Annotated in this window: 10 protein-coding genes and 1 pseudogene; 7 read left to right on the forward strand and 4 right to left on the reverse strand. The window is 42.6% G+C overall.

The window, feature by feature from the left end; translation table 11 throughout:
• Positions 1-293: 293 nt before the first annotated feature.
• The gene (locus V1502_RS04185) at positions 294-1,526 is read right to left on the reverse strand and encodes an aminopeptidase (protein ID WP_409253138.1); all 1,233 of its coding nucleotides are present in this window, start codon (positions 1,524-1,526) and stop codon (positions 294-296) included.
• 300 nt (positions 1,527-1,826) lie between these two features.
• On the opposite strand from V1502_RS04185, the gene V1502_RS04190 reads away from it, so the two are divergent.
• The 3 genes from V1502_RS04190 to V1502_RS04200 are packed head-to-tail and all read left to right on the forward strand — an operon-like array spanning position 1,827 to position 5,100.
• Entirely contained in the window at positions 1,827-2,660 is an 834-nt protein-coding gene (locus tag V1502_RS04190; RefSeq protein ID WP_409253139.1) for a response regulator transcription factor, read from the forward strand.
• Positions 2,653-3,690 (forward strand): HEAT repeat domain-containing protein, encoded by a 1,038-nt coding sequence (locus V1502_RS04195; RefSeq protein ID WP_409253140.1) that lies wholly within the window; start codon positions 2,653-2,655, stop codon positions 3,688-3,690. Before V1502_RS04190 ends, V1502_RS04195 begins: the two co-directional genes overlap by 8 nt.
• Positions 3,691-5,100, forward strand: coding sequence for a glycosyltransferase family 2 protein (locus V1502_RS04200; protein ID WP_409253141.1), 1,410 nt, complete (start codon positions 3,691-3,693; stop codon positions 5,098-5,100). It abuts the gene before it with no gap.
• Between the two features lie 44 nt (positions 5,101-5,144).
• Here the strand turns inward: V1502_RS04200 and V1502_RS04205 are convergent, their stop codons facing one another.
• Together V1502_RS04205 and V1502_RS04210 are read right to left on the reverse strand one after the other, a co-directional pair.
• Positions 5,145-8,360 (reverse strand): hypothetical protein, encoded by a 3,216-nt coding sequence (locus tag V1502_RS04205; RefSeq protein WP_409253142.1) that lies wholly within the window; start codon positions 8,358-8,360, stop codon positions 5,145-5,147.
• A 390-nt stretch (positions 8,361-8,750) separates the two neighbouring features.
• Complete coding sequence (locus V1502_RS04210) at positions 8,751-8,906, reverse strand: hypothetical protein (protein ID WP_198008257.1); 156 nt, start codon at positions 8,904-8,906, stop codon at positions 8,751-8,753.
• A 175-nt stretch (positions 8,907-9,081) separates the two neighbouring features.
• Between V1502_RS04210 and V1502_RS04215 the strand changes: the two genes are divergently transcribed.
• Positions 9,082-9,456: a DUF1992 domain-containing protein gene (locus V1502_RS04215; protein ID WP_409253143.1), complete on the forward strand. Its 375-nt coding sequence runs from the start codon at positions 9,082-9,084 to the stop codon at positions 9,454-9,456.
• Positions 9,457-9,656: 200 nt separating this feature from the next.
• On the opposite strand, the gene V1502_RS04220 is transcribed toward V1502_RS04215, so the two are convergent.
• Positions 9,657-11,138 carry a methyl-accepting chemotaxis protein gene (locus V1502_RS04220; protein ID WP_409253144.1) on the reverse strand — a complete coding sequence of 494 codons (1,482 nt, stop codon included), beginning with the start codon at positions 11,136-11,138 and terminating at the stop codon, positions 9,657-9,659.
• Between the two features lie 251 nt (positions 11,139-11,389).
• Between V1502_RS04220 and motA the strand changes: the two genes are divergently transcribed.
• The 3 genes and pseudogenes from motA to V1502_RS04235 all read left to right on the forward strand — a co-directional run.
• Positions 11,390-12,190: a flagellar motor stator protein MotA gene (gene motA / locus V1502_RS04225; RefSeq protein ID WP_409253145.1), complete on the forward strand. Its 801-nt coding sequence runs from the start codon at positions 11,390-11,392 to the stop codon at positions 12,188-12,190.
• Positions 12,174-12,938 (forward strand): flagellar motor protein MotB, encoded by a 765-nt coding sequence (gene motB / locus V1502_RS04230; RefSeq protein ID WP_409253146.1) that lies wholly within the window; start codon positions 12,174-12,176, stop codon positions 12,936-12,938. The genes motA and motB overlap by 17 nt, the downstream gene beginning before the upstream one ends.
• A gap of 160 nt (positions 12,939-13,098) precedes the next feature.
• A pseudogene (locus V1502_RS04235) lies at positions 13,099-13,482 on the forward strand (alanine:cation symporter family protein); the annotation flags it as partial.
• Positions 13,483-13,616 lie beyond the last annotated feature (134 nt).

A 13,616-nucleotide genomic window follows, 5' to 3' on the forward strand; every position in this document is an offset into this window, starting at 1 on the left:
GGACATGAACGACGAAAAAGGGAGAGAAAAGTGTCTTGAGGGAGGTTCTCAAAGACATGAAAGACGGAAAGGAGGGTGAAAAGTATCTTGAAAAAGAGGGAAATGACCTAATGAAAGACACCACCCTAACAATCAAAAAAAGAAAAGTGACCTTCTGAATCTTCCATAGTGCACGGAGCCTGTCATACGGACAGATATGTAAAAAGGTCTCTCGCAAGCAAGCCGCCATTCCAGGAATCATTAAAAAACCAATCCGCAAATCAAAAGGCGGATTGGTTCTTAACTGCATTATATTAAAATGCCCAATTACCATTACGGAAGACAGGTTCTTCAGAGCCGTCTTCTGTGATGCCGTCGATGTTCATTTCAGCAGAGCCGATCATGAAGTCGACGTGTGTGATACTGTTGTTCAAGCCGGCTTTTTCCAGCTCAACCTTGGACATATTTTTGCCGCCTTCCACACAGAATGCATAAGCGCTTCCGATGGCAAGGTGGTTGGATGCATTCTCGTCAAACAAAGTGTTATAGAATAGGATATTGGACTCGGAAATAGGAGACTGGTGAGGCACCAATGCCACTTCTCCCAAGTAGTGTGAACCTTCGTCCGTTTCCACCAGGCGTTTCAGGATGTCCTCGCCTTCTTCAGCTTGAACTTCAACAATGCGACCATCCTTGAATGTCAATTTGAAATTGTCGATGACGTTTCCGCCGTAGCTTAGAGGCTTCGTGCTTGATACGGTTCCGTTGACACCTGTTTTCAATGGCACAGTGAATACTTCTTCTGTCGGCATGTTCGCCATGAAGTTCACGCCCTGTTCAGACACACTTCCTGCACCAACCCACATGTAGCCTTCCGGAAACTCGATTGTCAGGTCTGTCCCAGGGGCTGTGTAGTGAAGCTTTTTGTATTTCTTGCTGTTCAGGTAATCCACTTTTTCATGGAGATTTTGGTCATGATCCTTCCACGCTTGAACTGGATTTTCCTGATCGGCACGAACCGCTTTGAAGATTGCGTCCCAAAGCTTGTCAACCTGCTCTTCAGCAGGAGCATCCGGGAATACTTTCGCAGCCCACTTTTCAGATGGAGCAGCAAGGACAGTCCAGCTTACTTTATCAGACTGGATATAAGAACGGTATTTGTCCATCGCCTGGCCGGCTGCTTTTTGGAAATTGGAAATACGCTCCGGATCTACACCTTTTAAAAGATCAGGTGATGCTGAAACGACAGACATGAAGGCAGCGCCGTTTTCTGCGAGGGTTTCCATTTCTCTTGCTTTCCACTCAGGGAACTCTGTAAATGCTTCATCTGGAGCAAGGTCATATTTATAACGGTTCACTGTGTCATCGTTCCAGTTTACATAAACGTGCTTTGCGCCTGTTTCATATGCTTTTTTAACGACCAGTCTGATGAATTCTGCCGCATCCAGGGAGGCATTGACAACCAATGTTTGTCCTTTCTGGATATTGACCCCGACTTTGACAGCCAAGTCGGCATACTTTTCCAGGTTTTGCTTGAAATTTTCCATATGTATTCTCCTTTGATTCAGAATCTTTCTACTTCATTTTATCAATCAGGCTACTTTTTGCAAATTTTTCATTTTGGTGTGTTTTTAAAATTTAGTGATCATAGCAGCGCATGATTTATTTATATGTTAATCAAAGTAAACTATAATAGATGAATAATTGATTATATTTTGAAAAGTACTGTTAACATAGTGTTGATTGCATAGACAAGGTGATTAAAATCCCTGGGTCGAAACAGGACATGTAGAAAGAGTACACAGCCTCTTAGCGACAGCATTATAAGAAAGAAGGGGTTTATTAAGATGGAAAAGAAAATGGGTTTGGAATCACTCAAGAGGAACACCAAATTCCTCAGAAAAAATAATATCGATTTTTATATATTGCATTTTTCTGTGAATGAACAATTAAATAGGGACGGTAATCTCAGTGGATGGAAGGCGGTCAAGGAAGTCCTTCCGTATAACTCATTTTTTTTAGAAGTAGGTCCATATATCGCAGCGGTTATCTTGCCTGAAAAAACAGCAGCAGAAGCGGAACGCCTGCTGAAAGCAGCCATCGAGGCAGCTGGAAGGGGAAGCAGCCAAGCATTTAGTTTAGAAGGCAAAGTGTACCGCGATATTAATGAAGAGCTCGAATTAGAGGGGGTTTTGTTTGAGTCCTCGGCTCGTCCTGAGGTTGTGGAGGAACAGACGGAACCTGAAGAGGAAACTAAACAAACCGCTTCTGAGAATAAGTTAAAACTTTCTGTATTGGATGACGATGAGGTCATACGCCTGTTTTTAAGTGATCAGCTTGAGGCGGTTGACTGGGGAAAGTGGGATGTGGATCTGCAGGTTTACAGAGAAGGCGAAACCTTCCTGAGCAGCGGCAGGTTGGAAGAGGATGGAAAGCATATCATTGTGCTGGATGGCATCATGCCCCGAATGGACGGGATGGAAGTTCTGAGTGAAATTCGGAAACGGCATTCAGAGAATGAAGTCTCGATCATCATGCTGACTAGCCGGAATCGGGAAAATGATATTGTTTCTGCCTTTGAAGCGGGGGCATTCGATTATGTCACGAAGCCTTTTAAGATCAATGAACTGATTGCAAGGATCAAGAGAGTCGCAAAGAGGATGGAAGAGAAAAATGATTAGCATTTCCTACTTACAGATGACTATTGCGATAGTAGGAGCGCTGGCGGTTCTGCTGCTAATGCTTATGTACCTTCTGATTAGAAAAAAGATAGAGCTTAGCAGGAATGCGAGGATTCAATCAATGAAGGAAAAGGTCAGGCCTCTTTTAATTAGGGAAATGCTCAATGGGGATGATGAAGGACTAAAGGAGTTAAAGGACAATGCATCCTTAATCGCAGCGATCGAAGACATTCTGAAAAATTTTGAATCCAATTTTGATTCATCTTCCTTTAAAAGAAACATCACGGAAACAGCAGAAAAGTACTTGGCTGAGTCTTTGAATAAAGGATTGGATAGCAATCGCTGGGCAGAACGAATGAATGCCCTCATGGTTATAAAAGATTTTCAGATATACAGTTTCGTACCTCTATTGTGGGAACGTTATGATAGAGCGAAGACTTCTCGCCAGGAGAAAAACCTTATTTTACAAACTGCAGCAGGCGCTGATGATTCAAAGATATTGGATGCACTATTAACCTCCCCGCCCTATCAATCTACTTTTTTTTACAAACAGATCATTAGAAGGGTCTCAACAGACACATTAAATACAATGGTTTCCCGGTTTGAGGAGCTTCCGTCTCCTTTTAAGGTAGCTGTATTATCATACATTGGGGAAAAAAGGGATTTGTCATTACTGCCGTTTACAGAAACATGCCTTGATTCTAAGGATCATGAGGTCCGGGTAAACGCTGTGAAAGCCATAAGGAATATTGGTTTCATTTCAAACCCTAAAGCTCTCTATCCTTATTCCGCTTCCAGCAGCTGGGTTGAGCAGATGAGTTTTGCGCAGGCTGCCGGGGAGATTGTCCATCCCGGTTACAGGGACATGTTGATTGAATTGCTTGCCTCTTCTAATTGGTGGGTGAGGTATTATGCGGGTGAAGCATTAACAAAATATAGAGATGGCAGGTTGACGTTAGAGGCTGCTGCTGTGAATCATCCAGATGCTTTTGCTAGAGACATGGCCTCTCAATGGTTAGGAAGTGTGTAAATGTTTTATTCAATCCTAAGCGATATATTTTATTACACTGGAATCTTTTTGATAGTCTATATGCTCATTGTGTTTACGTTCTACCTTTTTATCTTCTTTGTTTCTGCTTTGGAATTAAGAAGGAGATTAGGAATGGAAACCGCACAGCATGATGAGCTGTTATATTCCTATGATACGAAGCCGGTGACCATTCTGGTACCCGCCTACAATGAACAATTGGGAATTGTGCAAAGTGTGAGGTCCCTTTTGAGCATGAACTATCCTGAATATGAAATTATCGTGATTAATGACGGATCCAAAGACAACACCCTTGCTGTGATGCTTGAGCAATTCTCTATGGAGGAAATACCTCTGGTCATACGCAAATCCCTGGATACCAAGGAAATAAAGGCAGTATACCGTTCAAAGGTTTACAAGCATGTATATCTCGTTGACAAAGAGAATGGCGGTAAAGCGGATGCCTTGAATGCAGGAATCAATGTTTCAAAATATCCGTACTTTTGTACATTGGATGGAGATTCAATTCTTGAACGGGATGCATTCCTGCAGGTGATGAAACCGATCATTGACTCCAATGGAGAGGTCATCGCGGTAGGAGGATCCGTCCGTATTGCAAATGGGTGTAAAATTGAACGCGGGGAGGTCGTTGAAGTCGGCTTGTCCCGCCGTCCTATTGTCATCATGCAGGTAATCGAGTACTTAAGGGCGTTCCTGATGGGACGGATAGGCCTGAGTAAATTCAATATCCTTTTAATCGTGTCCGGGGCTTTTGGCGTATTTCACAAGGACTGGGTAATGAAGGCAGGGGGATATAACCCTCATACGGTTGGGGAAGACATGGAGCTCGTCGTCCGGCTTCACAGGCTTCTAAAGGATGAAGGGAGCCGCCATCGTATTGAGTATATACCCGACCCTGTTTGCTGGACAGAGGCACCTGAATCCATCCGGGTCCTTCAAAGACAGAGAAGCCGTTGGCAGAGAGGGCTATTGGAGACCTTGTCCATACACAAAGGGATGCTTTTGAACCCGCATTATAAGAGTGTCGGTTTGATTTCGATGCCCTACTTCTTGTTGATTGAACTACTGGGCGCAGTGGTAGAGTTCCTGGGATACGTCGTCATTGTAATGGGAATCACCTTTTCGCTGATCTCCTGGAAGATGGCCATCCTCCTGTTCTGCTTAAGCCTGCTGTATGGTTCGTTTTTATCCATGTGCGGGGTTCTGCTGGAAGAGTGGAGTTTAAGAAGGTATCCAAGAGTGAGTGATATAGTTAAATTGTTCTTCATGGCTTTATCTGAAACTTTCTGGTACCGTCCGATGACGGCTTTTTTCCGGGTACAGGGTCTGATCCAGGCACGAAACAAGAAACATCATTGGGGCGATATGGAGAGAAAGGGCGTTTCCTCTTGATCCCAACAGAAAGGAGCACTTCCACAACTGGAAGTGCTCTTTTCTCATTCGTATTTTCCATATACCTCTTGAAGAATATAGTAGGACTCTTTCAACCGCTCCTCGGATTGAGGCAGGTCCCAATTCTCCCAGCTGTACTTCTTTATAGAATTTCCGATTGCCGGCAGTGAATCAGATACTTTAAAGTTTTTTAGTGCCATGGAGCTGGATTGACTGTCTATTCCATTGCCGGAAAGAACTGCAATGTTTATACCTTCGGTTACGGCGGAAGCAGTCATTCCTTCTTTCCAAAGATCACCAATGATTTCTTTTTGGCCGGGATTCCTGAAGTTGAGCATAAGCCAAGGAATGCGCACCTCAATGGTTCCTTCTTCCTCATTCACATAAAAATCCGACAGCGAATCATATGCTGTATCGTCTGGATTGCCGTTGCCATACCTGAATTTCCCTGTTTCATAGAAGTTGAATGGAAGGGTTTCGCCAGTGCTTGGTATGATGAGCGGTTTATTCAGAGCGAATCTGATTGGATGAAAGACTCCAGAGTTTTGTTTTCCGTGATACGGTGCCTTTTCCAGGAAAGACAGCTGTTCACTGTATTGATAATAAAATGGATCGTAGCGGCTGTCTGCCAGCAGACGTGAACCCTGTTTTCCATTAATATGGAGAACAAAATCGATTCCTGAGTACTCTGAGTTGATGGAAGAAACCGTATTTCCACCTTCTATTCCGCTATCAAAAAGGAATAGTAGATCTTTGTTCTCCCAGTCTTGGATGGCAGATGGTGACATTTTTAAGTTTAAATACAGATAGCGTTCATCATGGTTCACTTTCAGGTTTTGAAGCTCGGATTGTTTTCCTGCTGCATAAAGTGACTGTGTATCCGACCATTCCTCTGTTTTGCCATCCAGTTTCACTTTGTGCCTGTCAAAGCTTAATAAGCCGAATTGCTGTTCGTTTGTCTGGGCATTCGACCAATACGGCCTTCTGTCAGGGTTATCAAGCTCCAGTGTGTTCCAAGTCCTTTTGAACCACTCATCCTGCCAGGTGAAGACAAGGCCGCCAAGCATTCCTTCCTGAAGGATATCTTCGTATAACGAAGCATTTATTGTTCCTTGTTCTTCCTCACTATTAAATCCTTGATTCCAGCCGTACGGGTTTTCATGGGTCATTCCTCTCGAAGCCGGAACACCGAACTCTGCTATCAATACTGGCAGCCGGTGGGCTTCATGCAGGTCATTTAGATACCCCGCATAGCTGTTTTTATTTCCGCGGTGGTCGGTATAGTCAAGATATTTTTGATCAAGGTTCAAGAAATCCGGATAGTAAGGGTAAACATGGTAGGAAGCAAATTGTCCAGCTGTTACATCTTCCTTCAGAAAAATTACATTGGGATCTACACTGACCAAATCTTCCTGCTCAAGCGGTTCTGAAGGGTGGTCGAGTAAATCCGTCGTCACCCAGTTTGTGAACGAAACGGGGCGGGTTGTCCCATAATTTTTATGGTCGTATGTCAGGATTGTATCCATCATAGTCGCCAGCCAGTTTTCAAATGGGGCTGCTCCTTCTGTATAAGTAAAGTTCCCCTCATATTCACCTTTAGAGGCGTGGACATTGTTGGTATTCTCAACCATGTAAGGATACCATTCGATCCCCAATATCCATCCGATAACATAATCAGAAATATCGGCAGAGTAGATTCCGCTTGCGTGTCCTGGTTTTTCAGAAACATTTGCATTCCCGTGAATAACATCTACAATTCTTTTCATTTCTTCTGTAAACGGTTCGGTGTTTTCTGGTGAAAAAGCATCCAGTGTCTCTTCCAATGGAGCTTCATCAATCCAGACTCCATGAAACAGGTAGAGTGGATTTTCTTTGTGTTCATCATTAAATTGCTTTAAAGCCTGATAAAATCCAGGCGGATGAAGAGTATACACCCTGATGGCATTCGCGTTCATCTCATGAATCATTTGGAACCACCGGTAGTATTCATCACGGCTGATGGCTGTCTCTCCCGGAAAGTAGCCGGGTTTGGCGATCCCCATGTTCACGCCTTTGATGGTAATCGGCTCCCATTTCCCATCTTTCATAATCTGGTATTGATTATCTTTTACCATTGCCGGCATAGCTTCCGGCTTGTCGGCTTGCTCAGTTTCTTTGTTTAAAGGTTCTTGTGCTTCCCTCAAAATGGCTTCCATCATTGGAACATAAGCACGCCAATAGAAGGTTTGGGGCCTGTTTTTTTTCTCAAATGTAAAGATCTTCTGGATGGAGTCAAGGCCGATGTATTGATGGATCGCCGGTGTACTGCCGGTATCCACAAAGTCGCCGGCAAAATAATAACGCTTGGATTGATTTTGTTTTAGCAGGGTGACAGCCGGAAATGAATCTGGGATGCCATACTCTTTGAACATCTCGCGGCCTTTCTGGGTAAGGTCCATTTGATAGCTTCCAAGAGCTTCTGCAGAATTGGTATGAATGATATCAAACCAATACCCATAGGCAGGGGATACATCTAAACCAAATAGCTCTTTTCCACTTTCATTGTATTCAATCCATATTCCCTTTTCTGTGTAATGGTCATTTTCCTCCAGGATGAAAAGCCTTTCATCCTCATGGGAAAAGACGAAACCTGGTCCAGAAAAAGCCCATTCTGATGCTTGAGCTTGATAGGAATCAACAATCCAATTTGGCAGCTCAGGACTTTTAGCAGGGTCCAACTCATTGAAATACCTTCCAGTCCATCCCGACCATTCAATGCCAAGCAGACCATACATCGCTTTCTTGGCTTTCTCCCCGGTAGGACTTGCCAATGTATTAAATTCAGTTACAAGGGTGGATCCGTTTACCTTTAAAGCTTGATCAATTTGATATACCTCATCTTGTGTAAGCCCGCCATAGATGGGGTCATTGCCGCGCTCGGAATTCTTCTTCTGTTCAGGGTACACCCCGTAAGTGTCGGCAATATAGATAAGGTCTGGTTTCTCAGCAGATAAATTCAGCTCTTCTATCTTTTCATCTTTGGGGCTTTCAGGATGCCATCCTGCATAATCAGTCAACTGATAGGAGGAGCTGTCTCCGGGTTTAACGATTTTCCAGTGGTTAAGCAGCCAGGTCAAACCGCTGTGTTCTCTGTAATCTTCTTGTGGAACCGTTTTATCAAGGATGACTACATTGAGCGGAGTCTCTGGTTTGAGAATCCATAAAAAATAAGGGACAGCAGGCAGAAGCAGTAACAGGAACCATAAATTTTTCTTATTCATTCAATCACCTAATAATTTTATAGTATATTAGTAGATTCTATCCCAATCTGACAAAAAGTAAATAGTGTGATGGGTTATCTGGACGGGGAGATGGTTACGTGCGGGCAGCTACAGTTGTGGAAAAAAAAAGGGGAATTTTGAATGAAGGCAACTCAATTTTAAAAGGCTCTTCTAAAACTTTGTTGCTATTCACTATGAAATTTAAGAGCAATAACCATATTTCGCAGGAATTATCTTGGTAAACAAGAAAGAAGAGAGTAATTCACCTTGTTCAGTTAGATAAGCCCTTGTACCTGAGGGAAAAATCCGGTCCTTTGGATTTTTTCGATAGCAACACACAGCGTTTTAAAAAGAGGAGAATCGCCAAAGCGATTCACCTCCTACAAAAAATCATTCTTCATCTACACGGTTTTTGAAAGCTTCTTGTGTAACGATATATTCTTCATCCTCAATTTTTTCTTTTGTATGTTTTTCAGTCAATGCGTCTGATGGATAGTTGCCAGGATGGCCTTTCTTTTTATGTTGAAATGATTTTCCTCTGCTCATGATCGACACCCCTTTCCGCTGTATCTTTATAGTAGTTTTTCCATGAGGGAGAATTTTATTAGTGGCGGTTCTAAGGAGTAAAGCAAGTTTCAAAAAATTGCCTTATTAGTAAGGCGAGTGGCAAATGGATGGAGGATATAATAGAAGTAAGCCGCAATAGAAAAGGAGAGGGAAAATGGATTTATTCACCATTTTATCTGAACAGAATATCAAGAAAGCTTACGAAGACGGAGAGTTTGACCGTTTGCCTGGTTATGGAAAGCCGCTGAAGCTGGAAGATGATTCGAGTATCCCGGAAGAACTCCGTATGGCACACCGCATCATGAAGAATGCCGGTTTTTCAACTGAGGAGAATGCCTTGAGAAAGGAGATGCTCCGCATAGAGGACCTGATCAGGGACTGTGAGGACCAGCTTGAGAAAGAAGGATTGAAAAGGGATCTTAACGAAAAACTTTTGAAGTTCAATGGACTGATGTCCAAAAAAAGAATGAATACGAACAGTTCACTCTTTAAGAATTATGAACATAAGATAGAGAAAAAATTATTATAATAGCCTGTATTCGTATAGATTGTTCTTATCGATAAAATCCAAGGTGCCGGATCTTTCCTAGGGTACAAGGGCTTATCTAACTGAATAGGGTGTTTAGCTCTTTTCTTTCTTGTTTACCAGTGATGTCTGTAAATTATGACCCTATTTCTTGAAATTCATATTAAAAAAGAAGCATCCCGATTGATCGGGATGCTCTTTACTTACTTATTATCGATATTAGCTTGAATCTTCTCCGCGCTTGTTACCGTTTCATTTACATAACCTGCAATGGTATTGGTATCATCATTCAATGTTTCAATCGTGGCACTCACTTCCTCCAGGCCGGCAGATGCCTCTTCAATAATGGCTGCAAGTTCTTTTGTGGAAAGTTCTGCATCTACAGTTTGCTGTTTAACTGAGTTGGAATTATCAGCTAATGTATGGAACTCCGTTTGAAGTAGTTGAAGTTTGGATCTCAACTCTTTAAAAGAGCTGCTGACATCTTCCACAGCTTGGAGATTATCAGCCAGCTTGCTGCTGCTCAGATTCATCTTTTGCAGGGCGGTGGAGTTTGCCTGATTAACGGAAGACAAATTATCATTGATGCGGGTTGCCGTCGTGCTTGTCATTTCAGCAAGCTTTCTGATTTCGTCGGCTACAATTGAAAATCCTCTTCCCGCTTCTCCTGCTCTTGCCGCTTCAATAGAGGCGTTGAGTGCCAGTAGATTTGTCTGTTCCGTGATTCCCTGAATTGTCCCGATGAAGCTGTTGGTTTCTTCAATTTTGTTCGTCAGTTCTGTGAAAGTCACACTAAGCTCATCAATGAACGTATTTAATTCATTCATATTAACTTGTAGTTCGTCCGCCTTTTCTGTACCGTTAATTGCTGTTGTCCCAGCCTCTTCTGAGTGCTTGAACAGCACTTCTGCCATAGAAGCCATTCCTTCCATTTGTCTCAGGGTAGTTTCCGATATGTAGGCAATGCTGTTGATTTGGTCGCTCTGTGTCTGGCTTCCTGCTGATATTTCCTGCAGGGCTGTTTTCATTTCGTTATGGGAAACGAGATGGTGCTGAATTTGATCGTTCACTTTCTTGATGCTTTTAAAAATCGTTTGAAGTTCTGTTTCCAAAAGCACTTTTTGGTTCTCTTTTCTGATGCTTTCCGCTTCGGCATCCACCACAAATTTTTGAAGTTGTGTAAATTGGTTTGTGTTTAACTTGACGACAATGAATAGCAATGCACCAAGCAAAATATAAACAAGAACACCAGGAATGAAAATGGAGTCTATTTCACCAGGTCCTTTAAAGAATTGTTTGTTCAATATGAAGAGAACGAAACCTAAAATATATCCAAGTGCAAACAAAGAACGTTTAAAATGCAGCGCTGACAGAACTGCAAGGAAAAGCAGGATGATCAAGTTGTTCCCGGAACCGCCGTTGATAAAGATGTCGGCACCGATGATCAGATAAATGACGGGGATGGTAAATAGGGGGAACAGATGGTATTTCTTTAGAGCTACTTGAAAAACGAAAAAGAACACAACCATGGCTGCAAGCTGGATGATATACAGGATGGTTTCAATCACTGGGAGCTTAAAGAGCACGGTATATGAGATGGCTGCTATCAAAGAAATTGAATAAAGAATCAACATAAGGATATTTTTCCTCTTTAGGTCCTGCAGTTTTAACTCTTCAATGGTCATTATATTTCTCTCCTGTCGATTGATATTAAACTTTTACTGTTTTTATCGACATTTTCTGCAGATTTTTAATAGGATTATTAACAAATGTTCCAATTAAATCAAGGTCGTTACTTATCGTAATAGAGAACGGTTATAGTCGATATTGCGTTTATTGTGGAAAATAGTAAATCTCTGAAATGAGTAAATTGTCCTTCAATATTTTCTTCACCTTCCGATATAAAAAGTAAGAATAAAAGTATAGGGTGAATTTTATGGATAAAACATCGTTAATTGGGGTCATATTAGGAGTTTTGGCGGTTGGTGTCGGGATGGTTCTAAAGGGAGTGCCTGTAGACAGACTGCTGAATCTGCCGGCCATTTTAATAATTATTTTTGGAACAATAGGAGCTGTGACCATTGCCTTCCCTACTTCTGAAATTAAAAGGGTGCCTAAGTTGTTTGGGATACTATTCAAGGAAAACAAACTGCAGGAACCAAAAGAACTTATCACCATGTTTTCAGAATGGGCAGACCTGGCAAGAAGAGAAGGATTGCTGGCATTGGAAGCTAAGACAAATGATATTACAGATCCATTTTTGAAAAACGGAATGGGTCTGGCGGTTGACGGTCAAAATGGTGATTACATACGTGACGTCCTGAATGAGGAAATCGATGCAATGGAGGAAAGGCATCAAGCAGGTGCTCTAATCTTTACTCAGGCAGGAACTTATGCACCAACTCTGGGGGTTCTTGGAGCGGTGGTTGGTTTGATTGCCGCCTTGGGATATATGGATGATATCGCACACTTGGGAGAAGCCATTTCAGCAGCTTTCGTGGCGACACTTCTTGGAATTTTTACAGGGTATGTACTGTGGCATCCGTTTGCCAATAAGCTAAAACGCAAGTCAAAGCAGGAAGTCAAAGTTAAAGTGATGATGATAGAAGGCATTCTGTCAATTATTGAAGGGGAAGCCCCTCGAGTGATTGAGCAGAAGCTGGCGTCCTATTTGCCGGCGAGCGAAAGAAAACGAATCATGGATGAGGAAGTGGTCAAGGATGACGCGGCGGCGTAAAAAACATCACCATGAGGAACATGTGGATGAATCATGGCTGATTCCTTATGCTGATATACTTACACTTTTATTGGCCCTTTTCATTGTATTATTTGCATCGAGCAGTGTAGATGCCCAGAAGTTTCAGGCGATGTCTAAAGCCTTCAATGAGATATTTGTAGGAGGTACCGGGGTCATGGAATATCCTACACCTGTACCTGAAACAGATGCCGGGGATAGGAATGAAAATAAAGAGCAAAAGCCTTTGACGGTGGATGAACTCGAGGCAGCCAAGGAAAGGGAGATGCAGGAATTAAAAAAGCTGCAAGATAAGGTGAACGGTTATATTGCTGCAAACGAACTTCAAAACCAATTTGCGACAGAATTGACTTCTGAAGGTCTCCTGCTGACCATTCGGGATAATGTCCTCTTCCAATCCGGATCGGCTGTAGTAGGAGTGAAAGATGCAGGGATTGCCAAGGAATTATCAGGGCTGCTGGAAATGGATACACCTAGAAGTGTCATTATCAGCGGACATACTGACAATGTTCCTATCAGTAATGCCAATTATGAGTCCAACTGGGAACTCAGTGTGATGAGAGCTGTTAATTTCATGAAAATCATATTGAAAAATCAAAATCTCGATCCACGCTGGTTCAGTGCAAAAGGCTTTGGAGAATTTAAGCCGATGGCGAGTAATGACACCAGTGAGGGAAGAGCCAAAAACAGACGAGTGGAAGTGTTGATCCTTCCGAGAATTATGCCGTAGGAACTAACCGATCTTCCAACATTATAAAGTTTAAAGTTAGAGCATCTGCAGATCAGCAGGTGCTTTTTGCGTGTTGAGAAGCTCTATTCGAAGGTATGGGAAGTTTAGAGATGAGCTTGAGGGATATCTACTATTAGAATTTTTACATGGGGTTAGTAGCTTGGAAAGATTTTTAGAATTGGTAGGAGCGGTCTCGGCATGGCTGTGGGGTCCGCCGGTGATCATTATTTTGACGGGTACGGGTCTCTACCTGACCTTTTTATTGAGATTTGTACAATTTCGTTATCCCATTTACATATTTCAACAAACGCTGGGAAGTGTGTTTAAGAAGCCAAAAGGAGAAGGGACGGTAACGCCGCTGCAGGCTTTGACATCGGCACTTTCAGCAACTATCGGTGCCGCGAACATCGTCGGGGTACCTGCTGCCATCATGTTTGGCGGTCCGGGTGCTTTGTTCTGGATGTGGGTCATTGCATTGATGGGTATGGCTCTCAAGTTCTCTGAAAGTGTTCTGGCGGTAAGGTATCGTGAAAAGAAGTCGAAAAAGCTGGCTGATGTAAACTGCATCAACCGGCTTTTTTGTTGTTTAGGAAATTATAAAATTATTTGGGTGTTGATGACAAAAATTGGTTTCTGGATCCAACTCCAGCACCTAGCCCCTCGGCTTATCAACTGTCG

Origin of the sequence: Rossellomorea sedimentorum (genome assembly GCF_046237645.1) — a bacterium.
Classification (GTDB): Bacteria; Bacillota; Bacilli; order Bacillales; family Bacillaceae_B; genus Rossellomorea; species Rossellomorea sedimentorum.